This is a genomic window from Cupriavidus sp. L7L (assembly GCF_004353535.1).
GTDB lineage: Bacteria > Pseudomonadota > Gammaproteobacteria > Burkholderiales > Burkholderiaceae > Cupriavidus > Cupriavidus oxalaticus_A.
This window is the reverse complement of record NZ_SMNY01000024.1, coordinates 186,282-212,220: the sequence shown is the minus strand read 5'-3', so window position 1 is coordinate 212,220 and position 25,939 is coordinate 186,282. Positions and strand designations below refer to the sequence as shown.

The window sequence follows — 25,939 nt, the reverse complement described above, 5'->3', positions numbered from 1 at the left end:
ATCCCCTGTAAGGGACGGAAAAGCAAGGGAAATCGGGGTAGGAATATGGCGCCGGGGCAACCGCCAAACGGGCCGGCGAAGGCATCTGCGATGGTATGATTAGCCCCAATTCTCGGGCCCGGGGGGTATTTTGAGGCGCAGGCGGCACGCCGCGCCGGCTCCCGCGCAGCCCGGCTTCTGAACATTGCTATAGCCCCGATACCAGGCTGCGCGCGGTACCCAAGACGGACCGCTGGCGGCCGATACCACACGAGAAACCGTGCGACTATCCTCGATCAAGCTGGCGGGCTTCAAGTCATTCGTCGATCCCACCAATTTCCAGGTGCCGGGCCAACTGGTCGGCATCGTCGGTCCCAACGGCTGCGGCAAATCCAACATCATCGACGCGGTGCGCTGGGTGCTGGGCGAGTCACGCGCTTCGGAGCTGCGCGGCGAGTCCATGCAGGACGTGATCTTCAACGGTTCCACCGCGCGCAAGCAGGCCGGCCGGGCCAGCGTCGAACTGGTGTTCGACAACGCCGAAGGCCGCGCCGCCGGCCAGTGGAGCCAGTACGCCGAAGTGGCGGTCAAGCGCGTGCTGACCCGCGACGGCACCTCGTCCTACTACATCAACAACCAGCCGGTGCGCCGGCGCGATATCCAGGACATTTTCCTGGGCACGGGCCTGGGCCCGCGCGCCTACGCCATCATCGGGCAGGGCATGATCTCGCGCATCATCGAGGCCAAGCCCGATGACATGCGCATCTTCCTGGAAGAAGCCGCGGGGGTGTCCAAGTACAAGGAGCGCCGGCGCGAGACCGAGAACCGCCTGTCCGACACGCGCGAAAACCTGACCCGCGTCGAGGACATCCTGCGCGAACTCGGCACCAACCTGGAAAAGCTGGAAGGCCAGGCCGAAGTCGCCCAGCGCTTCAAGACGCTGCAGTCCGATGGCGAAGAAAAGCAGCACCTGCTGTGGCTGCTGCGCAAGCGCGAGGCGCAGGTCGAGCAGGAACGCCACCAGCGCGCCATCGAGCAGGCCCAGATTGACCTGGAAGCGCAGACCGCGCAGCTGCGCCATGTCGAGGCCGAGCTGGAAACCATGCGCGCCGCGCACTATGCCGCATCCGACGGCATGCATGCGGCGCAGGGCGCGCTGTACGAAGCCAATGCCGAGGTCAGCAAGCTCGAGGCCGAGATCCGCTACGTGGTGGAGTCGCGCAACCGCGTGCAGGCCCAGATTGCCGCGCTGACGGCGCAACGCGAGCAGTGGCAGGGCAAGGCCGAGCAGGCCACCGACGAACTGGCACAGGCCGAAGAGAACCTGGCCGTGGCCGAGGGCCGCACGGTCGAGGCGCAGGAGGCGGTGGCGCACAAAAACGACGAGCTGCCGACGCTGGAAGGCCAGTGGCGCGATGCCCAGCAGCTGCTCAACGAGCAGCGCGCCGGCATCATGCAGGCCGAGCAGGCGCTCAAGCTCGAAGCCGCGCAGCAGCGCAGCGCCGACCAGATGCTGCAGCAGCTGGAGCAGCGCCGCGAGCGCCTGTCGGCCGAGGAAAAGGGCCTGGACCGTCCGGATGAAACCCGGCTGGAACAGGGCCGCGCCGAGCTGGCCGAGCAGGAGGCGCTGGTCGAGGAAGCCCAGGCCGTGCTGGCCGATGCCGAAGAAAGCGTGCCGCGCCTCGATGAAGAGCGCCGCGCCGCGCAGGCGCGCGTGCATAGTGAAGCCGCCGCGATCGCGTCGCTGGAAGCGCGCCTGCATGCGCTGCGCCAGCTGCAGGAGAACGTGCAGACCGACGGCAAGGTGCAGCCCTGGCTGGCGAAGCACGAGCTGGCCGAGCTGCCGCGCCTGTGGAAGAAGGTCCATATCGAGCCGGGCTGGGAAAACGCGCTGGAATCCGTGCTGCGCGAGAAGCTGAACGCGCTGGAAATTTCCAACCTGGACTGGGTCAAGGCCTTCCTGACCGACGCGCCGCCGGCCAAGCTCGCGTTCTACTCGCCCCCGGCCGCGGCCCGTCCGCTCGAAACGCCGGCGGGGCTGCGTCCGCTGATGTCGCTGGTGCAGATCACCGAGCCGGGCATCCGCGCAGTGATGCAGGACTGGCTGGCCGATATCTTCGTCGCCACCGACATGGCGCAGGCGCTGGCCACGCGCGGCACGCTGCCCGAAGGCGCGTCGTTCGTGGTGGCCGAAGGCCACCTGGTGGGCCGCAACGCGATCCAGATCTACGCCGCCGATTCCGAACAGGCCGGCATGCTGGCGCGCGAGCAGGAAATCGAAAACCTGCAGAAGCAGGCGCGTGCGCAGGCGCTGCTGTCTGACGAAGCCAAGACCCAGGCAGTACGTGCCGAGGCTGCGTACACGCAGGCCAGCCAGGCGCTGGGCGAGGCCCGCACGCGCGCCGAGCAGGCCACGCGCCGCGTGCATGCGCTGCAGATGGACGTGCTCAAGCTGTCGCAGGCGATGGAGCGCTATTCCGCGCGCAGCGGCCAGATCCGCGAGGAGCTGGAAGAAATCCACGCGCAGATCGAAGAGCAGCGCGCGATCCGTGCAGAATCCGAAGCCAGCTTCGAGCAGCACGACGCCGCGCTGGCCGAGATGCAGGCCTCGCACGAAGACCAGCAGATGGCCTTCGAGGCGCTGGACAGCAAGCTGTCGGCCGCGCGCCACCAGCTGCGCGACTTCGAGCGCGCTGCGCAGGAAGCGCTCTTTGCCGAGCGCAACCTGTCCAGCCGCATCGACGAACTGCGCCGCAATATCCAGGTCGCGGCGGACCAGGCCGAGCGCATCGCCGAATCGCTGGAGAACGCCCGCGCCGAGCTTGAAACCATCAACGAGCAGACCGCGCATACCGGCCTGCAGGACGCGCTGGAACTGCGCGCCGAGAAGGAAGCCAGGCTCACCGTCGCGCGCACCGAACTCGATGCGCTGTCGGCGCAGCTGCGCCAGTTCGACGAGCAGCGCCTGGCCGCCGAGCGCAGCCTGCAGCCGCTGCGCGACCGCATCACCGAGCTGCAGCTCAAGGAGCAGGCCGCGCGCCTGAACCAGGAGCAGTTCAGCGAGCAGCTGACCACGGCGCAGGTCGACGAGGCCGGGCTGGCGCACAAGCTCACCGGCGACCTGAAGCCGTCGTACCTGCAGGGCGAAGTCACGCGCATCAACAACGCCATCAACGCGCTGGGCCCGGTCAACATGGCCGCGCTCGAGGAACTGGCGGCGGCGCGCGAGCGCAAGACCTTCCTCGATGCGCAGTCGGCCGACCTGAACGACGCCATCAACACGCTGGAAGACGCGATCGCCAAGATCGACCAGGAAACCCGTGCGCTGCTGCAGGGCACCTTCGACCAGGTCAACCACCATTTCGGCGAGCTGTTCCCGTCGCTGTTCGGTGGCGGCCAGGCGCGCCTGATCATGACCGGCGAGGAAATCCTCGACGCCGGCGTGCAGGTGATGGCGCAGCCCCCGGGCAAGAAGAACTCGACCATCCACCTGCTGTCGGGCGGCGAGAAGGCGCTGACCGCGATTGCGCTGGTGTTTGCGATGTTCCAGCTCAACCCGGCGCCGTTCTGCCTGCTGGACGAGGTGGACGCGCCGCTGGACGATGCCAACACCGAGCGCTACGCCAACATGGTGGCGCGCATGTCGGACAAGACTCAATTCGTTTTCATCTCACATAACAAGATCGCCATGGAAATGGCTCATCAACTCATTGGCGTGACCATGCAGGAGCAAGGCGTTTCGCGGATCGTGGCCGTGGATATGGACGCGGCGGTTTCGATGGCGGAGGCAGCATGAGCCGTAAGCAGGAGCCCCGAGACCACAATGCTGTGACCAACATGGGCGCTTTGGAGATTGCAGCATGAAGCTGAACATGGACCTGCAGACCGCGCTGATCGTCGCGGGTTTGGTATTCCTGGTGCTGCTGTTTGGCTACAACCAGTGGCAGATCCGCAAGGCGCGCCGTCCGCGCGAGCTGAGCCCCGAGGACGACCTGCCGCCGATGCGCGAGCCGGTGGTCGGCCAGGCCACTGCCCCGGAGACCGCGGCGCGGCTGCACGAGGCCAACGCCGAGTCGGTGCAGCGGCGCGAGCCGACGCTGGCGCCGGGCACGCCGGCAGCATCGTCGCAGCCCAACCACGTGGCCGCCGCGGCCGCGGCCGCGGCCAGCACCGCCGATGCTGACGAGGCCGTGGCCGAGGAAGTCGCGGTGGCTGCCGGCGTGGTGCAGGCCGAGCCCGGCGCCGCGGCCGGCGACGCCGAGGCCGAATCCGCCCCGGCGACGGGCCCCGCTGTGGCCGATGCGCCGGCAACCGCTGCGGCGCCCGTACCCGCCCCAGCGCCGGCACCGATCCCGGCCCCGGTTCCGGCCCCGCTCGCCGCCGTTCCCGACGGCCAGCCCGCGCCGGCCGTGGTCGATCCGCTGATCGACTGCATCGTGCCGCTGCACCTGGAGCGCAAGGCCTCCGGCGACCGCATCCTGCCGCTGACCGGCCGGCTGCGCCGTGCCGGCACCAAGCAGGTCCATATCGAGGGTCTGCGCGCCGAAGCCAATGCCTGGGAACCGGTCACCGCCGGCCACCAGTACGAAGACCTGCAGGTCGGCGTGCAGCTGGCCAACCGCAGCGGCCCGCTCAATGCGCTGGAGTTCTCCGAGTTCATCACCGCGGTGGAATCGCTGGCCGAGGCGCTCGACGCCTCCGCCGACCTGCCCGACATGAGCGAGACCGTGGCCAACGCGCGCGAACTGGATGGCTTTGCCGCCGGCAGCGACGTGCAGCTGGGCGTCAATGTGATTTCCGACGGCGCACCGTGGTCGGCCGCCTACGTGCAGAACGTGGCCACGCAGGACGGGCTGGTGCTGTCGCGCGATGGCACGCGCTTTATCCGCTATCAGGCCAATGCCGAAGGCGTGCAGCGCCCGCTGTTCACGCTGCAGTTCGGCGACACCAACTTCCTGCGCGATGATTTGACGGTCAAGTCCGGGCGCCAGATCACGCTGCTGCTCGACGTGCCGCTGGCGGACCAGGGCGCCAGGCCGTTCAAGACGGTTTGCGAATACGGCAACACGCTCGCCCAGCGCATGGGCGCGCAACTGGTCGACGACAATATGCGCCCGCTGACCGAAGCCTCGTTCATCGCCATCTTCAGCCAGCTGGAAACGCTGTACCAGAAGCTGGAAGCGCGCGGCATGCCGGCCGGCTCGCCGGTGGCGCTGCGCTTGTTCAGCGTCTAGCCGGAGCCTGCCATGACCGCAAAACCACGCGGCGCGCAGGCTGAAGCCTCCGCGCCCGCCGGCGGCTTGCCGCCCGAAGCCGCAGCCAGGCGCGTCGCCTGGCTGCACGATGAGCTCAACCGCCACAGCTACCAGTACTACGTGCTGGACGCGCCCACCATCCCGGATGCCGAGTACGACGCGCTGTTCGCCGAACTGATGGCGCTCGAGCTGGAGCATCCCGAGCTGCAGTCGCCGGATTCGCCCACGCAGCGCGTCGGCGGCGAGGCGCTGGCCGCCTTCGACACGGTGCGCCACCGCGTGCCGATGCTGTCGCTGAACAACGGGTTCGCCGACGACGACGTGCTCAACTTCGACCGCCGCTGCGCGCAGGGCCTGGGCCGCACCGCACCCGCGGCGGGCGAGGCCGACCTGTTCAGCGCGGCTGACGCGGTGGAGTACTCCTGCGAGCTGAAGTTCGACGGGCTGGCCATGTCGCTGCGCTATGAAGACGGCCGGCTGGTGCAGGCCGCCACCCGCGGCGACGGCGAGACCGGCGAGGACGTGACCGTCAACGTGCGCACCATCAAGGCGATCCCGCTGAAGCTGCGCGGCCAGGCGCCGGCGGTACTGGAAGTGCGCGGCGAGGTCTTCATGTATCGCCGCGATTTCGACAAGCTCAACGCGCGCCAGGCGGAAGCCGGCGAAAAGACCTTCGTCAATCCGCGCAACGCCGCTGCCGGCAGCCTGCGCCAGCTCGATCCGCGCATCACCGCGAAGCGGCCGCTGTCGTTCTTCGCCTATGGCCTGGGCGAGCTGCACGGCGTGGACCGCCCGCCCACGCACAGCGCCATGCTCGACGGCTTCGATGCGCTGGGCCTGCCGGTGTGCAAGGAACGCGCCGTGGTCAAGGGGGTGCAGGGATTGCTCGGTTTCTACCGCGATATCGGCAAGCGCCGTGATGACCTGCCATACGATATCGACGGCGTGGTCTACAAGGTCAACGCGCTGGCCGAGCAGGACCGGCTGGGCTTTGTCTCGCGCGCGCCGCGCTTTGCGCTGGCGCACAAGTTCCCGGCGCAGGAAATGACCACCATCGTCGAGGACATCGAGGTGCAGGTCGGCCGTACCGGCGCGATCACGCCGGTGGCGCGGCTGCAGCCGGTGTTCGTCGGCGGCGTGACCGTGACCAATGCCACGCTGCATAACGAGGACGAGATCCGCCGCAAGGATGTCCATATCGGCGACACCGTGATCGTGCGCCGCGCCGGCGACGTGATCCCGGAGGTGGTGGCGGTGGTTGTTGAGCGCCGTCCGGCGGATGCGCGCGCCTTCGTGATGCCGACGGCCTGCCCGGTGTGCGGTTCGCATATCGAGCGGCTGGAAGACGAGGCGATCGCGCGCTGCACCGGCGGCCTGATCTGCGCGGCACAGCGCAAACAGGCGCTGCTGCATTTTGCGCAGCGCCGTGCCATGGATATCGAAGGGCTGGGCGACAAGGTGGTCGAGCAGCTGGTGGACCAGGGCATCGTGCGCACGCCGGCCGACCTGTACAAGCTTGGCGTGGCCAAGCTGGCGGCGCTGGAGCGCATGGCCGACAAGTCGGCGACCAACCTCGTCGCGGCGATCGAGGCGTCGCGCGAGACGACGCTGAACCGCTTTATCTTCGCGCTCGGCATCCGCCACGTGGGCGAGGCCACCGCCAAGGATCTCGCCAGGCATTTCGGCAAGCTCGACGGGCTGATGGCCGCCGACGAAGCCGCGCTGCTCGAGGTCAACGACGTCGGCCCGGTGGTGGCGCAGTCGATCGCGCACTTCTTTGGCGAGCCGCATAACGTCGAGGTCATCGAACAACTGCGCGCCGCAGGCGTACACTGGCCGGAGAGCGAGCCGGCCGCCAGGACGCCGGCGCCGCTGTCGGGCAAGACCTTCGTGCTGACCGGCACGCTGCCGACGATGTCGCGCGAGGACGCCAAGGAATTGCTAGAGGCCGCGGGCGCCAAGGTGGCGGGCTCGGTGTCGAAGAAGACCGACTATGTGGTCGCTGGCGCCGAAGCCGGCAGCAAGCTGGACAAGGCCGAGGCGCTGGGCGTGCCGGTGCTGGACGAGGCCGGCATGCTCGCGTTGCTGGCAGAAGCGGGCGCCGCGCCCGCGCAGGATTAGACCGGGGAAACAGCCATGATCCGCGAGATTCTCAAGATGGGCGATCCGCGCCTGCTGCAGGTGGCGCGGAAGGTCGAGCGTTTCAATACGCCCGAACTGCGCACGCTGATCGAAGACATGTTCGACACCATGGACCACGCCAACGGCGCGGGGCTGGCCGCGCCGCAGATCGGCGTGGACCTGCAGGTGGTGATCTTCGGCTTCGACCGCAACCCGCGCTATCCGGATGCGCCGATGGTGCCCAAGACGGTGCTGATGAACCCTGTGCTGGAGATGCTGTCGGACGAGCTGGAAGACGGCTGGGAAGGGTGCCTGTCGGTGCCCGGCCTGCGCGGGGTGGTGCCGCGGCATGTGCGGCTGAAATACAGCGGGTACGACCTGATGGGCAACCGGATCGAGCGGGTTGCCGAGGGCTTCCATGCGCGCGTGGTGCAGCATGAGTGCGACCACCTGCAGGGCATTCTTTACCCGATGCGGATCCGGGATTTTTCGCGGTTTGGGTTTACCGAGATCCTGTTTCCGGATTTGCCGGCCAATAGCGACGAGTGATCGCCTGCTGCCGGTTTGCTCCCCTCTCCCGCAAGCGGGAGAGGGGAGCACGCAATCGGTACAGACATGAGGCTGTGGCAATTTGCCAAAGTCTGTCAAGAAAAGCGGCCATCGCGGCCGCTTTTTTCACATCAGAACTTCTCGAACTGCCCCAGGAACCGCCACTTCCCCGGCGGCAGGTCGCCCAGCACCACGCGGCCCATGCGCACGCGCTTCAGGCCAACCACTTCCAGCCCGACCTGCTCGCACATCCGGCGGATCTGGCGCTTGCGGCCCTCGCGCAGCACGAAGCGCAGCTGTTCTTCGTTCTGCCAGCTGACCTTGGCCGGCTTGAGCAGCACGCCGTCCAGCGACAGGCCGTGGCGCAGCAGCTCGAGCTGGTCGGCGGGGAATGCCTCGCTGACATTGCGCTCGACCGCACCTTGCGGGCCGTGCCAGACCACGCGCACCAGGTACTCCTTCTCGACGTTCGAATCCTCGCCGATCAGCGCGCGCGCGACGCGGCCATCCTGCGTCAGCACCAGCAGGCCGGTTGAGTCGATATCGAGGCGGCCGGCGGGCGCCAGGCTCTTGCGTTGCCACGGCGCGAAACGCTTGCGCGACGGGTCGCCTTCCCACTGGTTCTCGGCGGTGAACAGCACCGCGGCGGGCTCGTAGCCGTCCTCGGCCTGGCCGGAGACGTATCCCACCGGCTTGTGCAGCAGCACGGTGACGCGCTCGCCCTGTTCCGAGCGCGCTTCCTGCAGGATCTCGATCTCGGCATCCGGGCGGATACGGCTGCCCAGCTCCGTCACCGGCTTGCCGTCGACCAGCACCCAGCCGCGCGGAATCCATTCATCGGCTTCGCGGCGCGAGCACAGGCCGAGTTCGGACATGCGCTTGGACAGGCGCACCAGGCCGTCGTCATGGGTAGCCTCGGGCGCGGCATCGGCGCGGGCGGGCTGCTGCGGGCGCGGGGCCGGTGCCTGCGGCCGGGAGGTGCCGGCGGTGCGGATGCGGTCCGCGGCATCGCTGAAGCGGCGCGCCGGCGCCGAGCCTTCGCGGCGGCGTTCGCCGGTGGGGGCAGGGCGACGGGGACGGTTTTCGTCGTCGCCGTAGCGCCGCGGACGGTTGTCGTCATCGCCAAAGCGCCGCGGCGGACGCGACTCATTGCCTTCGAAGCGGCGTGGGCGGGCTTCGCCGCGGTCGTCGCCATAGCGGCGCGGACGGTTGTCGTCATCGCCAAAGCGCCGCGGCGGACGCGACTCATTGCCTTCGAAGCGGCGCGGGCGGGCTTCGCCGCGATCGTCGCCATAGCGGCGCGGACGGTTGTCGTCGTCGCCGAAGCGCCGCGGCGGACGCGATTCATTGCCTTCGAAGCGGCGCGGGCGGGCTTCGCCGCGATCGTCGCCATAGCGGCGCGGACGGTTGTCGTCGTCGCCGAAGCGCCGCGGCGGACGCGATTCATTGCCTTCGAAGCGGCGCGGGCGCGCTTCGCCACGATCGTCGCCATAGCGGCGCGGACGGTTGTCGTCGTCGCCGAAGCGCCGCGGCGGACGCGATTCATTGCCTTCGAAGCGGCGCGGGCGCGCCTCGCCACGATCGTCGCCATAGCGGCGTGGACGTTTGTCGTCGTCGCCAAATCGCCGCGGCGGACGCGACTCATTGCCTTCGAAGCGGCGCGGACGAGCCTCACCACGATCGTCGCCGTAGCGGCGCGGACGATTGTCGTCGTCGCCAAAACGTCGAGGCGGGCGCGCTTCGCCTTCGGCACGGCGCGGCCGTGCCTGGCGCTCGCCGTCAGCGGGCCGCGGCGGACGCGGCTTGCGCACGTCGCCGCCCGATTGCGCTTCGCCTGGCGCGCGGCGGCCGGCACTCTTGCCGCCGTCATTCTGCTGCGCACGCTTGATGCCTTCGGTCACGGCCCGCACGCGGTTGCGGTTCAGGTCCGAAACCCGCACCGGGCGGTTGCCGGTCTTGCGCGCGGCCGTGCCGGTATTGCTTGCGGCCTTGATGCCTAGCGTCTTGCGCTTCGGCGAATTGCTGTCGGTCATATCGTTGATGCTGTCCGCCGCCTCAGATTGCGAGGGCGGCGAGCAAGTCCTGTTCAAGCTGAATCTGCAATCGGTTGTCGGCGGCCAGGCGGCTGCCGTCTACCAGGAACACGTCTTCGACGCGTTCGCCCAGGGTGTTGATGCGTGCCGAATGCACGGACACGCGATGCCGTGCCAGTACGCGGGCGATGGCGTACAGCAGGCCGGTGCGGTCGTTGGCGGAAAGCGACAGCAGGTAATACTGGCCGCGCTCGTCCGCGCGCAGGTCCACGCGCGGCTTGATCGGGAAGCTGCGCGACTGGCGCGACAGGCGTCCCTGCGTGGGCTCGGGCAGGGCGTCCTGCTGGCGCAGCTTTTCGCAAAGCTCGTGCTCCACCAGCGCGATGATGTCGCGGTAGTTGCCACGGTAGTTGTCATTTCCTGCCATGCCGGGGTCCGTGACCTGGAACGTGTCCAGCGCGTAGCCGTGCCGGGTGGTGTGGATCTTGGCGTCCTGGATCGAAAACGCCTTGCGCTCGAAATAGCCGCAGATGCGCGCGAACAGGTCGGGCTGGTCCTGCACGTAGACAGCCACCTGCAGGCCTTCGCCCGCAGGCGAGATGCGTGCCTTCACCACGGGTGCGGGGCTGTCGACCTTGTCGTACAGGTGGCGCGTGAGCCAGGCGATATCGCGCGCATCGTGGCGCAGGAAGAAGGCCACGTCGAGCTGCGCCCACAGCCGCTTGCCGAGCTCGGGATCGAACGCCTTGAGCCGCAGCGTCGAGATGGTTTCTTCCTTGCGCTGCGCCCACAGCGAGTGCGAATCGACCCTGGCGCCGCCGAGCACGCGCAGCGTGATCCGGTACAGGTCTTCCAGCAGCTTGCCCTTCCACGCGTTCCAGACCTTGGGGCTGGTGCCGCGGATATCGGCCACCGTCAGCAGGAACAGCGCGGTCAGGTAGCGTTCGCTGCCGACCACGCGCGCGAAGGCATGAACCACTTCCGGATCGGTCAGGTCCTGCTTCTGCGCCACGTGGCTCATGGTCAGGTGGTGCTCGACCAGCCAGCTGATCAGGTCGGCATCTTCGCGCGCGATGCCATGCTGCTTGCAGAAGCGGCGCGCGTCCTGCGTGCCGAGCTTGGAATGGTCGCCGCCGCGGCCCTTGGCGATGTCATGGAACAGCGCCGCCACCCACAGGATCCACGGCTTGTCGAAGCTCGCCATCAGCTGGCTGCAGAACGGGAACTCGTGCGTGTGCTCGACGATGGCGAAGCGGCGCATGTTGCGCACTACCATCAGGATGTGCTGGTCCACGGTGTAGACGTGGAACAGGTCGTGCTGCATCTGCCCGACGATGCGGCGGAAGTTGATCAGGTAGCGCCCCAGCACACTGGTCTGGTTCATCAGCCGCAGCGCGTGAGTGATGCCTTGCGGCTCCTGCATGATGGCCAGGAACAGGCGGCGGTTTTCCGGGTCGTTGCGCCAGCTTGCGGTCATCACGGTGCGGGCGTTGTACAGCCCGCGCAGCGTGCGCGGCGACAGGCCCTTCACGCCGGGCGTGCGCTGGTACAGCAGGAAGGTTTCCAGGATCGCATGCGGATCGCGCTCATACACGTCGTCGCTGGTGATCTCCAGCATGCCCTGGCGCTCCACAAAGCGTTCGTTGAGCACGCGCGTGACCTGCGACTCGCTCGGGAACAGCATCGCCTCGATGTTCAGCAGCAGCACGCTGTTGAGCTGCGTGACTGCCTTCGCCGCCCAGTAGTAGCGCCGCATCAGCTGCTCGCTGGCGCGCTTGTTGGTGGTCTGGCGGTAGCCGAAGGATTCCGCCAGCGCGGTCTGCAGGTCGAACACCAGCACGTCCTGGCGCCGGCCCGCCACCAGGTGCAGGCGCGCGCGGATGGTCTTGAGCAGGCGCTCGTTGCGCGCCAGTTCCTGCGCTTCGCGCTGCGTCAGCAGGCCGCGCTCGAACAGTTCTTTCCAGCTGTCGCCCAGGCCCGCGGCCTTGGTCATCCACAGGATCACCTGCAGGTCGCGCAGGCCGCCCGGGCTTTCCTTGCAGTTGGGCTCGAGCGCGTAGGGCGTGTCCTGGTACTTGGCGTGGCGCTGGCGCATTTCCAGCAGTTTGGCCTGGAAGAAGGCGGCCGGGTCCAGGTCGGCGAGGTAGCGCGTGCGCATCGACTCGAACAGCTTGCGGCTCCCGGTCACCAGCCGCGCCTCCAGCAGCGAGGTCCGGATGGTGATGTCCTGGCGCGACTCGCCGATGCAATCGTCCACGGTGCGTACCGACGAGCCGATTTCCAGCCCCAGGTCCCAGCACAGGCCGATAAAGCGCTCCAGCCGCCCGGTGGTGTCCTGGTCGGGATCGGCGGGCAGCAGCAGCAGCACGTCGACGTCCGAATAGGGCAGCAACTCGCCGCGGCCGTAGCCGCCCACCGCCACCAGCGCCGCACCCGCGGGCATCTGCAGCCCGCGCCACGCCTCTACCAGCGCGGCGTCGACGGCGCGGCGCAGCCGCGTGATCAGCGTGCCGACGTTGGCGCTGGTATTGAAGTCGGCAAACAGGACCTGCTTGTCGGCTTTGAGCTGTTCGCGCACGCGCGTGGCCAGCAGAAGTTCCGGCGTGGTGTCCATGGAGAGGGCGGGGTGGTTCGTGGGCACGGCTGGAAAAATAAGGGCGCCGCTCAGGCGCCCTGGCTGGTGTGCGACCTCAGGCCGCGACGGATTCCGTAATGAAGGCCGGCGGCGCCGGTGTGCCGGCGGAGACCGTCAGCACTTCATACCCGGTCTCGGTGACCAGCACGGTGTGCTCCCACTGCGCCGACAGGCTGCGGTCGCGGGTCTTGACCGTCCACTGGTCGGGCATGGTGCGGATATCGCGCTTGCCGGCGTTGATCATCGGCTCCACGGTGAAGATCATGCCGGCCTTGATCTCGGCGCCGGTGCCGGCGCGGCCGTAGTGCAGGATCTGCGGGTCTTCGTGGAAGTTCTTGCCGATGCCGTGGCCGCAGTATTCGCGCACCACGCTGTAGCCGGCGGCTTCGGCGTGCACCTGGATGGCATGGCCGATGTCGCCGAGGCGCGCGCCGTGGCGTACCTGGGCGATGCCCTTCCACATGCATTCGTATGTCACCTGCGCCAGGCGCTTGGCCAGGATCGAGCCCTCGCCGGCGATGAACATGCGGCTGGTGTCGCCGTAGTAGCCTTCCTTGGTGATGACGGTGATGTCCAGGTTGACCGCGTCGCCGCTCTTGAGCACGCGCTCGCCGGGAATGCCATGGCAGATCACGTCGTTGACCGAGGTGCAGATCGCGCCGGGGAAGGGCGGGTAGCCGGGGGGCGCATAGTTCAGTGGCGCCGGCACGGTGCCTTGCACGTCACGCATGTAGGCGTGGCACAGGCGGTCCAGCTCGCCCGTGGTGACGCCCGGCTGGACGAAGGGCGTGATGTAGTCGAGGACTTCGGAGGCAAGGCGGCAAGCCACGCGCATCTGGGCGATGTCTTCGGCGGTGTTCAGGTAAATGCTCATGCTGCGTCGCCAAAAGTGATGGCGGGGCCACTGGCCGCGCCGAATTCGAAAGGTCAATGTCGGATTATCGCACCATCGGAGCCTGATAGCAGCCTGTGCCGAGGCGCTTTTGGACAGCGCCTCTCCAACGCGGGTGCTGCGGTTGCGATCCGGGCGGCTTGAGCGCCCGATGCTTTTCTTGCTAGAATAGCGGGCTGACTTGGTTGCGGCGCAACATTGCATCCGCCAGGCCGGTATTTTGCAGCATCTGCTGCACGGTTTCTTGGAAATCGTTTTTGGAAATCGCTGGCCCGCCTATCCGGGGTGTTCCTTTTCAGGAATGTCGGGGCGGGCTTCAGACCTAACCCTTTGGAGAATCACATGTCCGTTACCATGCGCGAAATGCTGGAAGCCGGTTGCCACTTCGGCCACCAGACCCGCTTCTGGAACCCGAAGATGGCCCCCTTCATCTTCGGCCATCGCAACAAGATCCACATCATCAACCTCGAAAAGACGTTGCCGATGTTCCAGGACGCCATGAAGTACGTGCGTCAGCTGGCAGCCAATCGCGGCACCATCCTTTTCGTGGGCACCAAGCGCCAGTCGCGCGAAATCCTGGCTGAAGAAGCAGGCCGCGCCGGCATGCCCTACGTCGACGCCCGCTGGCTCGGCGGCATGCTGACCAACTTCAAGACGGTCAAGACCTCGATCAAGCGCCTGAAGGACATGGAAGCCGCCAAGGAAGCCGGCGCGCTGGAAACCATGAGCAAGAAGGAAGCGCTGATGTTCGAGCGCGAGATGATCAAGCTGGAAAAGTCGATCGGCGGCATCAAGGACATGGGCGGCGTGCCTGACGCCATCTTCGTGGTCGACGTCGGCTACCACAAGATTGCCGTGACCGAAGCCAACAAGCTGGGCATCCCCGTGATCGGCGTGGTCGATACCAACCACTCGCCGGACGGCATCGACTACGTGATCCCGGGCAACGACGACTCGAGCAAGGCTGTGGCCCTGTACGTGCGCGGCGTGGCTGACGCGATCCTGGAAGGCCGTGCCAACGCGGTGCAGGAAGTCGTTGAAGCCGCCCGCGGCGACGACGAATTCGTCGAAGTGCAGGAAGGCTGATAGCCTCCGGCCCGCTGTTTGAAAGGAACCCGATAGCGCGCACGTCAACATAAGACAGCAAGCATCGCTTGCCGCCCGGCATGCCGGGCAGCGCGCAGGGCGCAAGCCGGGGTACTTCGGCAGCAGGGCAAAAAAAGGGGGCACATCTGGCGCCCCCTTTTTTCGAATTTGAATTGTTGTCATCCGCCGCAGGCAATATCTGCCGCGGGTGCGCTGTAGACCCACCGACCGGGTGCCGCGGGCGACTGCCGGGGCCCGGCGCGAACCATTCAAGGAGTGACAAATGGCGGCAATTACCGCAAGCATGGTTGCAGAACTGCGCGCGAAGACCGACGCGCCGATGATGGAATGCAAGAAGGCCCTGACCGAGGCCGACGGCGACCTGAACAAGGCCGAAGAGCTGCTGCGCGTCAAGCTGGGCAACAAGGCCAGCAAGGCCGCATCGCGCGTGACCGCTGAAGGCGTGGTCGGTTCGTTCATCGACGGCACCACCGGCGCCCTGGTCGAACTGAACTGCGAGACCGATTTTGTCTCCAAGAACGACGACTTCCTGGCGTTCACGGCCAAGGTTGCCGAGCTGATCGCCAAGCAGAACCCGGCCGACGTGGCTGCGCTGTCGGCGCTGGAAATCGACGGCGTGAGCGTGGAAGCAACCCGTGCCGCCCTGATCGGCAAGATCGGCGAGAACATGACGATCCGCCGCTTTGTCCGTTACGCCAACGGCGGCAAGCTGGTTTCGTACCTGCACGGCACCCGTATCGGCGTGATGGTCGAGTTCGACGGCGACGAAGCCGCCGCCAAGGACGTGGCCATGCACGTGGCCGCCATGAAGCCGGTGTCGCTGTCGGCCGAGCAGGTCCCCGCCGACCTGATCGCCAAGGAGCGCAGCATCGCCGAGCAGAAGGCTGCCGAGTCGGGCAAGCCGGCCGAGATCGCCGCCAAGATGGTCGAGGGCTCGGTGCAGAAGTACCTGAAGGAGGTGTCGCTGTTCAACCAGCCGTTCGTGAAGAACGACAAGCAGACCGTCGAGCAGATGCTCAAGGCTGCCAACACGACCGTGAAGGGCTTCACCCTGTACGTCGTGGGCGAAGGCATCGAGAAGAAGCAGGACGACTTCGCCGCTGAAGTGGCCGCCCAGGTGGCCGCTGCCCAGAAGGGCTGATGTCAGGGGCGCGCCGGCCGGCCCTTATGGGACGGTCCGGGCGCCTATAATGCCGCAGGGGCGCCGCAAGGTGCCCCTCTGCATAAGTAGCGCAGTGATGCGTATTGCACTTTGCAGCACGTTGACTGCAGCAGTCAGTTTTCGCGGTCGTCTTCCTGTCGCCTGCCGCCAGGGCGGGGCGACCCCGAAAACCGGCTTTCTCCCGCCGGTGGCGCGCGATCCGCGCCGCCGGTGTCAAAAAATCAATCGTCTCATTTGTGTTCAGTCCCAAACGAGCGACTTGCTCCTGCCCGAGGGTAAACATGCCAGCCTACAAGCGCGTCCTTCTGAAACTGTCCGGTGAAGCCCTGATGGGCGACGATGCCTTTGGCATCAACCGCTCCACCATCGAGGCGATGGTGAACGACATTGCCGAGATCGTGAAGCTCGGCGTCCAGGTCGCGGTGGTCATCGGCGGCGGCAATATCTTCCGCGGTGTCGCGGGCGGCGCGGCCGGCATGGATCGCGCCACGGCCGACTACATGGGCATGCTGGCCACCATGATGAACGCGCTGGCCCTGCAGGACGCGATGCGCCACGCCAATATCGAAGGCCGCGTACAGTCCGCGCTGCGCATGGACCAGGTGGTCGAGCCGTACATCCGCCCGCGCGCGATTCGCCAGCTGGAAGAGGGCAAGGTGGTGATCTTCGCCGCCGGCACCGGCAACCCGTTCTTCACCACTGATACCGCCGCCGCGCTGCGCGGCTCGGAAATCGGTGCCGAGGTTGTGCTCAAGGCGACCAAGGTGGACGGCGTCTACACCGCCGACCCCAAGAAGGATCCGAGCGCCACGCGCTACACCACCATCAGCTTCGACGAGGCCATCTCGAAGAACCTGCAGGTGATGGACGCTACCGCCTTCGCCCTGTGCCGCGACCAGAAGCTGCCGATCCGCGTGTTCTCGATCGTCAAGCCGGGCGCGCTCAAGCGCGTGATCCTGGGCGAAGACGAGGGTACCCTGGTCCACGTCTGAGTCCGGCGCCCCCCGATGCCGCGCCACGGCGCTGGTGTCTGGCCGGGCAAAGAGTAGAATGATTCATTTTCGATCCCGCCCGGCGGGATCATGGTTGGCTGATTTCCGGAGGTTAACATGAGCGTCGCCGACACAAAGAAGAGCGTCGAGCAGAAAATGCAGAAGTCGATCGAAGCCTTCAAGGCCGATCTGGCGAAGATCCGCACTGGCCGTGCCCACACCGGCCTGCTCGACCACGTTCAGGTGGATTACTACGGTTCGATGGTGCCGATCAGCCAGGTCGCCAGCGTCGGCCTGGCCGATGCGCGTACGATCACGGTGCAGCCGTGGGAAAAGAAGATGGTGGGTGCGGTCGAGAAGGCCATCCGCGATTGCGACCTGGGCCTGAACCCGGCCACCATGGGCGACGTGATCCGCGTGCCGATGCCCGCGCTGACCGAAGAGCGCCGCAAGGAGCTGACCAAGGTCGTCAAGGGCGAGGCCGAGGGTGCCAAGGTTGCGGTGCGCAACCTGCGCCGCGATGCCAATGAGCAGTTCAAGAAGCTGGTCAAGGACAAGGCCATCTCGGAGGACGACGAGCGCCGCGGCCAGGACGAGGTGCAGAAGCTGACCGACAAGTACGTGGCCGAGATCGACAAGATGGTCGCCGAAAAAGAGAAGGAGATCATGACGGTCTGACGCCGTCCCGGCATTTGCCGGGGCTGCCGCGACCGTCTGCCATCATGCAGCACATCAGTTCAACACTCGCCGTACCCGATACCTCCTACGTGCCCGGTCACGTTGCCATCATCATGGACGGCAACGGCCGCTGGGCGACCCAGCGGCACCTGCCGCGCGTTGCCGGGCACTCCCGGGGGCTGGATGCTGTGCGCGCGGTGGTGGAAGCCTGCGCCGCGCGCGGCGTGCAGTACCTGACGCTGTTCGCGTTCAGTTCCGAGAACTGGCGCCGGCCGGCAGACGAGGTGTCGTTCCTGATGCGGCTGTTCATGATGTCGCTGCGGCGCGAAGTGGTGAAGATGCACGCCAACAACATCCGCCTGCGGGTGGTTGGCGATCTGGCCCGCTTCAGCCCGCGCATCCAGAAACTGATCAAGGACGCCGAGGCCCGCACCGCAGGCAACACCGGCCTGACCGTGACCATCGCCGCCAACTACGGTGGCCGCTGGGACCTGCTGCAGGCCATGCGCAAGATGCTGGCGCACTCGCCGATGCTCGATCCGGAGTCGATCGACGAATCGATGCTCGCCCCGCACCTGGCCATGGCCTATGCGCCGGAGCCCGACCTGTTCATCCGCACCGGCGGCGAACAGCGCATCAGCAATTTCCTGTTGTGGCAGCTCGCGTATTCCGAGCTGTATTTCACCGACGTGTACTGGCCGGATTTCGACGCCGCCGAGCTGGACAAGGCCTTTGCCTCGTACCGCCAGCGCGAACGCCGTTTCGGCCGCACCAGCGCGCAACTGGTTGCGCCGGGACTATCGGGCACCGCCTGACACCCTGGCCGATCCGGGCTACTCCAACAACTACCACGGGACCGCAGCGCATGCTCCTCACCCGCGTCATCACCGCCCTGTGCCTGTTGCTGCTGATTCTTCCGATCCTGTTCCTGGCGCCGCCGGCCGGCCTGGCGGGCCTGCTGGGGGTGATCGTGCTGCTGGCGGGCTGGGAATTCGGACGCCTGATCGGACTGCGCGGGCCCTGGCCCTATGTCTATGCGCTGGCCTGCCTGATCGCCACCATCACCTGGCATGACATGCCGCTGCGCCACGCCACCACCTGGCTGCTGGAAGCGGCGGTGGTGTGCTGGGGCGTGGCGCTGGTCTTGCTGGCGCGCGGCGTGCGCACCGCCACGCCGGGCTTTGCCGTGCTGGGGGCCATACTGGGCCTGGTCATGCTGCCCGCGTTTGCCCATGCCACGATGATCCTGCGCGGCGCCGGCATCGGCGTGCTGCTGACGGCGGCCGTGCTGGTGTGGGCGGCCGACATCGGCGCCTATTTCACCGGCAAGGCCATCGGCCGGCGCAAGCTGGCACCGTCCATCAGCCCGGGCAAGTCCTGGGAGGGCGCCATCGGCGGCTGGCTGCTGGCGCTCGTCATCGGCCTGGCGCTGGCCGCCACCCATGCCTTCGCGCCGACGTGGTTCTCGGTGCTGGGCGACCGCGGCGGCCTGGGCTACGTGGCCGCGCTGACCACGCTGCTGGTCGCGGCGAGCGTGATCGGCGATCTGTTCGAGTCGCTGCTCAAGCGGCAGGTCGGCATGAAGGACAGCAGCCGGCTGCTGCCGGGCCATGGCGGCGTGCTGGACCGGATCGATGCCTTGCTGCCGGTGTTCCCGCTGGCGGCACTGATGCTGATTTTTCTCTGAAGCCTTCTCTGAAGCGGTCTGATATGCAGCGCATTACCATCCTTGGCGCCACCGGCTCGATCGGCGAAAGCACGCTCGATGTCGTCCGCCGCCATCCCGACCGCTACACCGTGCACGCGCTGACGGCGCATCGGCAAGTGCGCAAGCTGGCCGAGCAATGCATTGCGTTCCGCCCGGCCCGCGCCGTGGTAGGCAGTGCCGAGGCGGCCGGCGAGCTGCAGGCGCTGCTGCGCGATGCCGGTGTCGATACCGAAGTCAGCCACGGCGAGGCCGAGCTGGAATCGGTCGCCGCCGACGCGCAGACGGACGCCGTGATGGCCGCGATCGTCGGCGCCGCCGGCCTGCGCCCGACGCTGGCCGCTGCGCGTGCCGGCAAGCGCGTGCTGCTGGCCAACAAGGAAGCGCTGGTGATGTCCGGCCGCATCTTCATGGACGCGGTGCGCGAGCATGGCGCCACGCTGCTGCCGATCGACAGCGAGCACAACGCCATCTTCCAGTGCCTGCCTGCCGACGACCCGCGCTACGGCCGTGGCGTGGCCAAGGTGCTGCTGACCGCGTCGGGCGGGCCGTTCCGCACCCGCGATCCCGACACGCTGCATGACATTTCGCCGGACGAGGCCTGCGCCCACCCGAACTGGGTCATGGGCCGCAAGATCTCGGTCGACTCGGCCACCATGATGAACAAGGGCCTCGAGGTCATCGAGGCGCACTGGCTGTTCGGCGCGCCGGCCGAGCGCATCGAGGTGCTGATCCACCCGCAGAGCATCGTGCATTCGATGGTGGCCTACCACGACGGCTCGGTGCTGGCGCAGCTGGGCAACCCGGACATGCGCACGCCGATCGCCTACGGCCTCGCCTATCCCGAGCGCATCGATGCCGGCGTGACGCCGCTCGACCTGACGCTGGCCGGCGGGCTGCATTTCGAGAAGCCGGACCTGCAGCGCTTCCCGTGCCTGGGGCTGGCCTTCGACGCGCTGCGCGCCGGTGGCGTGGCGCCGACCGTGCTCAATGCCGCCAACGAGGTGGCGGTCGAAGCATTCCTGGGCGGAAAAGTGCGCTTCACGGACATTTCGCGTTTGGTGGCTCAGGTGCTCCAGGCGGCACCGGCCGGCGCGGCGGACACGCTAGACGCCATCCTCGATGCCGACCGCATGGCGCGCGCGGCTGCGCGCGCGGCCGTTGCCGGGCTGGCGCTGCGCCACTGATCCGACGGACCGGCACGCCGCATCTGCGACAATAGCGGTTGCGGCGGCCCCGGACCTGCCGGTACCCCCGGATCCGGCGCGCCAGTCCAGCCACTGTTACTGACGTCCCGACGCCATGCAAACCGTACTCGCTTTCATTGTTGCCTTGTGCGTACTCATCTACGTGCACGAGATGGGGCATTACCTCGCCGCGCGCGCCTGCGGCGTGAAGGTGTTGCGCTTTTCGATCGGCTTCGGGCGGCCGCTGCTACGCTGGATCTCGAAGAGCCGCGACCGCACCGAATGGACGGTGGCGGCCATCCCGCTGGGCGGCTACGTGAAGATGCTGGACGAGCGCGAGTTCGACCCCGAGCGCGACGCCCGGATCGATCCGGCCGACCTGCCGCGCGCGTTCAACCGCCAGCCGGTCGGCAAGCGCTTTATCATCGTCGCGGCCGGGCCGCTGGCCAATTTCCTGCTGGCGATCGTGCTGTACTTCGCGCTGTTCGCCGGCGGCATGCGCGAGCCCGCGCCGATCGTCGCCGCGCCGGCGGCCGGCACCATGGCGCAGCAGGCCGGCGTGCGCGAAGGCGACCGGGTGCTGTCGCTGACCGCCAACGGCCATACCGAAGCGGTGCGTTCCTGGAACGACCTGCGCATGGCGGTCTTCGCCGGGGGCTTCGGCGATGCGCGCGCCGTGCTGCGCGTGCGCGCCGCCGATGGCACCGAGCGCGACGTCACGCTGGCGCGCCTGCCCAATACCGGCGGCAACCCGGAGCAGGATCCGCTCAGCACGCTGGGCCTGAATCTGAAAGGCGGGCCGGTCACGATCACCGAGGTAGTGCCGGACTCGGCCGCCGAGCGCGCCGGGCTGAAGAAGGGCGACCGCATCGTCGCCTGGCAGGGCACCCCGATGACCCAGGCCAGCGCGCTGATCAAGGCGGTGCGCAGCCAGCCGGGCCAGACCGTGACGCTCGGCATCGAGCGCGACGGCAAGCGGCTGGACGTGCCGGTGACGCTGGACGCTGCCGCCCCGCGCGACGGCGAGAAGGATGCCAGCGGCGCGCCGGCGCCGCCCGCAGGCAAGCTGGGCGCGGCGCTCAGCCAGGCGGTGGAGATGGAGACGGTGCGCTACCGTCCGGACGAGGCGCTGGCGCGCGCGTTCGGCCAGGTGTGGGACACCAGCGCGCTGTCGCTGAAGCTGCTGGGCAAGATGCTGGTGGGGCAGGCGTCGCTGCAGAACCTGAGCGGACCGCTGACAGTGGCGGACTACGCCGGGCGTGCCGCAAACCTCGGCCTGCAGGCTTTTGTCAGCTTCCTGGCGCTAGTCAGCGTCAGCCTCGGTGTACTGAATTTGTTACCTATTCCGGTTCTGGATGGGGGGCATTTGCTGTATTATTGCGTGGAATTTTTGACTGGCCGGCCCGTACCAGACCACTGGCAGGCAATGCTGCAGAAGGTTGGCATTGCCTGCATCCTGCTCCTGACCTCGCTCGCTTTGTTCAATGACGTCAGCCGAATGTTTCTGGCGAACGGCTAGAAACGCTTGTCGGCAAGGGGGCGGTCGTGTCGTCGGACACCGTCGCCAGGGGGCGCCATTGCCATGCGCAGTCCCACGAGGCATGGAAAATCCTGGATGGAATCAAAGAGGGGATCAACATTGATCAGACATAAGCGCATTTCGCTGGGCTTGCTGGCGAGTGCCGTTATTGCAGCCTGGAGCCCGGCGGGCTGGGCTGCCGATCCGTTCGTCGTCAGGGACATCCGCGTTGAGGGCCTGCAGCGCGTCGAGCCGGGTACGGTGTTTGGCTACCTCCCCGTGCGCGTCGGTGAAACGTTCACCGACGACAAGGGCGCCGATGCGATCCGTGCCCTCTACAATACCGGCTTCTTCAAGGACGTGCAGATCCGCGCCGAAGACGGCGTGCTGGTCGTGCAGGTGGAAGAACGCCCGGCGATCTCGCAACTGGAATTCGTCGGCATCAAGGAATTCGACAAGGACACGCTGCGCCGCTCGCTGCGCGCGGTCGGCGTCGCCGAAGCGCGCTACTATGACAAGGCGCTGATCGACAAGGCGGAGCAGGAGCTCAAGCGCCAGTATGTCGCGCGCGGCTACTATGCCGCCGACGTGCAGACCACGGTTACGCCGGTGGACCGCAACCGCGTCTCGGTCGTGTTCAACGTCGAGGAAGGCCCGGTCGCCAAGATCCGCCAGATCAATATCGTCGGCAACAAGGCGTTCAAGGAAAGCACGCTGCGCGACGAGATGCAGCTGTCCACGCCGAACTGGCTGTCGTGGTACACCAAGAATGACCTGTACTCGAAGCAGAAGCTGACCGCCGACCTGGAGGCGCTGCGTTCCTACTACCTGAACCGCGGCTACCTCGAGTTCGCGATCGAATCGACCCAGGTGTCGATCACGCCGGACAAGAAGGACATCTACCTGACGCTGAACATCAAGGAAGGCGAGCAGTACAAGGTGTCCGACATCCGCCTGGCCGGCGAACTGCTGGGCAAGCAGGAGGAAATGGAAAAGCTGCTGCAGCTGAAGAAGGGCGACATCTTCTCGTCCGAAAAGCTGACCGCCAGCACCAAGGCCATTACCGACCTGCTTGGCACCTATGGCTACGCCTTCACCACGATCAACCCGCAGCCGAACATCGACCAGGAAAAGCGCGAGGTCGCGCTGACGCTGATGGTCGATCCGGGACGGCGCGTCTATGTGCGCCGCGTCAACGTGGTGGGCAACAGCAAGACCCGCGACGAAGTGGTGCGCCGCGAGATGCGCCAGATGGAAAGCTCGTGGTTCGACAGCGAGAAGCTGCAGCAGTCGCAGGCGCGTATCAACCGGACCGGCTACTTCACCGACACCAACATCACCACCGAGGACGTGGCCGGCGCGCCCGACCAGGTCGATGTGAACGTCAACGTGACCGAAAAACCGACCGGGCAGATCAGCCTGGGCGTGGGCTTCTCGTCCACCGACAAGCTGGTGCTGCAGGCCGGCCTGCGCCAGGACAACGTGTTCGGCTCCGGTACCAGCCTGGGCCTGGACGTGAACACCGCCAAGTCGTTCCGTACCATCGCGCTGACGCAGTACGACCCGTATTTCACGGTGGACGGCATCAGCCGCTCGACCGATATCTACTACCGCACTTCGCGTCCGCTGTACTACACCGGCGACCAGGACTACAAGATCGTCTCCGCCGGCGGCGGCTTCAAGTTCGGCGTGCCGTTCTCGGAAGTCGACACCGTGTTCTTCGGTATCGGCTACGAGCGCACCCAGGTCTATACCTCGGTCAACACGCCGAGCCAGTACACGGCGTGGCTGAACGCGATCGGCAAGAACAGCGGCGACGGCATCAACAACTTCCCGTTCACGATCGGCTGGGCACGTGACCGCCGCGACAGCGCGCTGGTCCCGACCAAGGGCCCGTACACCCAGGCCAACCTGGAAGTGGGCCTGCCGGGCGGCGATACGCAGTACTACCGCGCCAGCGTGCAGCAGCAGTACTTCTATCCGATCTCGAAGTCGTTCACGCTGGCGCTGAACGGTGAAGTCGCTTACGGCCACGGCTACGGCAACACGCCGTTCCCGGTGTTCAAGTACTTCTACGCCGGCGGTATCGGCTCGGTGCGCGGCTACCAGACCAGCACGCTGGGTCCTAAGGACCAGAACGGCAACCCGGTGGGCGGTGCATCCAAGATGATCGGTAACGTGGAATTCATCTTCCCGCTGCCGGGCTCGGGTGTCGACCGCACGCTGCGCCTGTTCACGTTCTTCGACTTCGGTAACGTCTACCAGGAAGGCGCGCCGATTTCGTTCAGCGACCTCAAGTACTCGACCGGCTTCGGCATGTCGTGGCTGTCGCCGATCGGCCCGCTGAAGATCAGCATGGGCTTCCCGCTCAACCGGGAAGAAACTGACAAGGTCCAGCGCTTCCAGTTCCAGATCGGGACGGCATTCTGATTCTGTAAAAGGATCTGTTTTCATGATGACAACATCCAAACTGGTCAAATCCCTGGGCGCCGCCGCATTCGCCACCGCGGCGCTGTGCACCGCGATGCCGGCCATGGCCCAGGAGGCGCGCATTGCCGCCGTCAATTCCGAGCGCATCCTGCGCGATTCGCAGCCGGCCAAGCAGGCCCAGGTGAAGCTCGAGCAGGAGTTCTCCAAGCGCGACCGCGAGCTGCAGGACATGGCCCAGAAGATCAAGGGCATGGCCGACAAGCTCGACAAGGACACCGCCGTGCTGGCCGACTCCGACCGCCAGCGCCGCCAGCGCGAGGTGGCCGACCTCGATCGCGAGTTCCAGCGCAAGCAGCGCGAGTTCCGCGAGGACCTGAACCAGCGCCGTAATGAAGAGCTGGCGCAGGTGCTCGAGCGCGCCAACCGCGTGATCCGCCAGCTGGCGGAGCAGCGCAAGTACGACCTGATCGTGCAGGAAGCCGTGTACGTGAACCCGCGCATCGACATCACCGACGACGTGATGAAGGCGCTGAACGCCGGCGCCCGCTAAGCCGCCGCTGTTCGTTTCGTCCCTTTTTTCAGGAAGTACCGCCATGCAGACACCCACACTGGGTCAGCTCGCCACCGAGAACGGCGCGCAGGTTGTGGGTGATCCCGACCTGGCGATCGTTGGCCTGGCTCCCCTTGACCAGGCTTCGGCGGGCGAGCTCTCGTTCCTGTCCAATCCGCTCTACCTGCAGCAGGCGCTGGATTCGCAAGCCGGCGCCGTGATCGTGTCGCCGGCCGACCTCGAGCGCATCCGCGGCGAGGGCCGGGCCGACGGCCGCAACTGGCTGGTGGCGCGCAATCCCTACGTCTGCTTTGCCCGCGTGGCGCAGCGCTTCGATCGCGAAGCCAACCACGATCCCCGCGTCGGCATCGACCCGCGTGCCAGCGTGTCGCCCGACGCGGCGGTGCCGGCGTCGTGCTTCATCGGCCCGAACGTGGTGATCGAGCGCGGCGCGCGGCTGGGCGAGCGCGTCCGCATCCTGGCCAACGGCTACGTCGGTGCCGGTGCCGAGATCGGCGACGATTCGCTGCTGTACGCCAATGTTTCGATCTACCACCACTGCGTGGTCGGCGCGCGCGCCATCCTGCACAGCGGCGTGGTGATCGGCGCCGATGGCTTCGGTTTCGCTCCCGATATCAGCGCCACCGGCGTCGAATACGTGAAGATCCCGCAAACGGGACGCGCGGTGCTGGGTCATGACGTGGAGGTCGGCGCCAATACGGCGATCGATCGCGGCGCCATGGCCGACACCGTGGTCGAGGACGGCTGCAAGATCGACAACCAGGTCCAGATCGCGCACAACGTACGGGTCGGCGCCCATACGGTCATTGCCGGCTGCGCCGCGGTATCGGGCAGCACGCGCATCGGCCGCTTCTGCGTGATCGGGGGCGCCGCCAATTTTGCCGGCCACCTGACCATCGCCGACCGGACCACAGTGTCCGGCGGTACGTCGATTACCAAATCCATTACCAAGCCCGGGGGCCATTTCACCAGCGTCTTCCCGTTCCTGCCGCACGGCGAGTGGGAACGCAACGCAGCCATCGTGCGCGGCCTGAGCAAGCTGCGCGAACGCGTGGTGGCGCTGGAACGTCGCCTGCGCGGCCAGTCCGCCGGGTCCCAACCCACACAAGACTAAGAGAAATCAT

Annotated in this window: 18 protein-coding genes; 15 read left to right on the top strand and 3 right to left on the bottom strand. The window is 67.0% G+C overall.

Annotated features, from left to right (window positions below):
• The first annotated feature begins 259 nt into the window (after window positions 1–259).
• The 4 genes from smc to def all read left to right on the top strand — a co-directional run bounded on the left by smc (window position 260) and on the right by def (window position 7,904).
• A complete protein-coding gene (smc, locus tag E1J61_RS23075; RefSeq protein ID WP_133096315.1) occupies window positions 260–3,775 on the top strand; it encodes a chromosome segregation protein SMC in 3,516 nt (1,171 codons plus the stop codon).
• A 64-nt stretch (window positions 3,776–3,839) separates the two neighbouring features.
• Window positions 3,840–5,213, top strand: a complete 1,374-nt coding sequence (locus tag E1J61_RS23070; protein ID WP_133096314.1) for a cell division protein ZipA C-terminal FtsZ-binding domain-containing protein — start codon at window positions 3,840–3,842, stop codon at window positions 5,211–5,213.
• Between the two features lie 12 nt (window positions 5,214–5,225).
• Window positions 5,226–7,355, top strand: a complete 2,130-nt coding sequence (gene ligA, locus E1J61_RS23065) for an NAD-dependent DNA ligase LigA (protein WP_133096313.1) — start codon at window positions 5,226–5,228, stop codon at window positions 7,353–7,355.
• A gap of 15 nt (window positions 7,356–7,370) precedes the next feature.
• Complete coding sequence (def, locus tag E1J61_RS23060; RefSeq protein WP_133096312.1) at window positions 7,371–7,904, top strand: peptide deformylase; 534 nt, start codon at window positions 7,371–7,373, stop codon at window positions 7,902–7,904.
• A gap of 131 nt (window positions 7,905–8,035) precedes the next feature.
• Here def and E1J61_RS23055 read toward each other — a convergent pair whose 3' ends face one another.
• The 3 genes from E1J61_RS23055 to map all read right to left on the bottom strand — a co-directional run bounded on the left by E1J61_RS23055 (window position 8,036) and on the right by map (window position 13,446).
• The gene (locus E1J61_RS23055; protein WP_133096311.1) at window positions 8,036–9,937 is read right to left on the bottom strand and encodes a pseudouridine synthase; all 1,902 of its coding nucleotides are present in this window, start codon (window positions 9,935–9,937) and stop codon (window positions 8,036–8,038) included.
• Between the two features lie 22 nt (window positions 9,938–9,959).
• Window positions 9,960–12,551: a [protein-PII] uridylyltransferase gene (locus E1J61_RS23050; RefSeq protein WP_133096310.1), complete on the bottom strand. Its 2,592-nt coding sequence runs from the start codon at window positions 12,549–12,551 to the stop codon at window positions 9,960–9,962.
• Window positions 12,552–12,627: 76 nt separating this feature from the next.
• Window positions 12,628–13,446, bottom strand: coding sequence for a type I methionyl aminopeptidase (map, locus tag E1J61_RS23045; RefSeq protein ID WP_133096309.1), 819 nt, complete (start codon window positions 13,444–13,446; stop codon window positions 12,628–12,630).
• 360 nt (window positions 13,447–13,806) lie between these two features.
• Between map and rpsB the strand changes: the two genes are divergently transcribed.
• From rpsB to lpxD, 11 genes are all read left to right on the top strand, one after another.
• Window positions 13,807–14,550 (top strand): 30S ribosomal protein S2, encoded by a 744-nt coding sequence (rpsB, locus tag E1J61_RS23040; RefSeq protein WP_029045850.1) that lies wholly within the window; start codon window positions 13,807–13,809, stop codon window positions 14,548–14,550.
• Window positions 14,551–14,833: 283 nt separating this feature from the next.
• Window positions 14,834–15,712 carry a translation elongation factor Ts gene (gene tsf, locus E1J61_RS23035; protein WP_133096308.1) on the top strand — a complete coding sequence of 293 codons (879 nt, stop codon included), beginning with the start codon at window positions 14,834–14,836 and terminating at the stop codon, window positions 15,710–15,712.
• 302 nt (window positions 15,713–16,014) lie between these two features.
• The gene (pyrH, locus tag E1J61_RS23030; RefSeq protein ID WP_063237869.1) at window positions 16,015–16,725 is read left to right on the top strand and encodes a UMP kinase; all 711 of its coding nucleotides are present in this window, start codon (window positions 16,015–16,017) and stop codon (window positions 16,723–16,725) included.
• Between the two features lie 117 nt (window positions 16,726–16,842).
• Window positions 16,843–17,403: a ribosome recycling factor gene (gene frr, locus E1J61_RS23025; RefSeq protein WP_133096307.1), complete on the top strand. Its 561-nt coding sequence runs from the start codon at window positions 16,843–16,845 to the stop codon at window positions 17,401–17,403.
• A gap of 44 nt (window positions 17,404–17,447) precedes the next feature.
• Window positions 17,448–18,218: an isoprenyl transferase gene (locus E1J61_RS23020; RefSeq protein ID WP_133096306.1), complete on the top strand. Its 771-nt coding sequence runs from the start codon at window positions 17,448–17,450 to the stop codon at window positions 18,216–18,218.
• A gap of 50 nt (window positions 18,219–18,268) precedes the next feature.
• Window positions 18,269–19,090: a phosphatidate cytidylyltransferase gene (locus tag E1J61_RS23015; protein ID WP_133096305.1), complete on the top strand. Its 822-nt coding sequence runs from the start codon at window positions 18,269–18,271 to the stop codon at window positions 19,088–19,090.
• A 23-nt stretch (window positions 19,091–19,113) separates the two neighbouring features.
• Entirely contained in the window at window positions 19,114–20,295 is a 1,182-nt protein-coding gene (gene ispC / locus E1J61_RS23010) for a 1-deoxy-D-xylulose-5-phosphate reductoisomerase (RefSeq protein WP_133096304.1), read from the top strand.
• A 115-nt stretch (window positions 20,296–20,410) separates the two neighbouring features.
• Window positions 20,411–21,814, top strand: a complete 1,404-nt coding sequence (gene rseP / locus E1J61_RS23005; protein ID WP_133096303.1) for an RIP metalloprotease RseP — start codon at window positions 20,411–20,413, stop codon at window positions 21,812–21,814.
• A gap of 96 nt (window positions 21,815–21,910) precedes the next feature.
• On the top strand, window positions 21,911–24,244 hold the full coding sequence (gene bamA / locus E1J61_RS23000) for an outer membrane protein assembly factor BamA (protein ID WP_240745874.1): 2,334 nt from the start codon (window positions 21,911–21,913) through the stop codon (window positions 24,242–24,244).
• A gap of 22 nt (window positions 24,245–24,266) precedes the next feature.
• Window positions 24,267–24,794, top strand: coding sequence for an OmpH family outer membrane protein (locus tag E1J61_RS22995; protein ID WP_133096301.1), 528 nt, complete (start codon window positions 24,267–24,269; stop codon window positions 24,792–24,794).
• Between the two features lie 43 nt (window positions 24,795–24,837).
• Window positions 24,838–25,929: a UDP-3-O-(3-hydroxymyristoyl)glucosamine N-acyltransferase gene (gene lpxD, locus E1J61_RS22990; RefSeq protein WP_133096300.1), complete on the top strand. Its 1,092-nt coding sequence runs from the start codon at window positions 24,838–24,840 to the stop codon at window positions 25,927–25,929.
• Window positions 25,930–25,939: the final 10 nt, after the last annotated feature.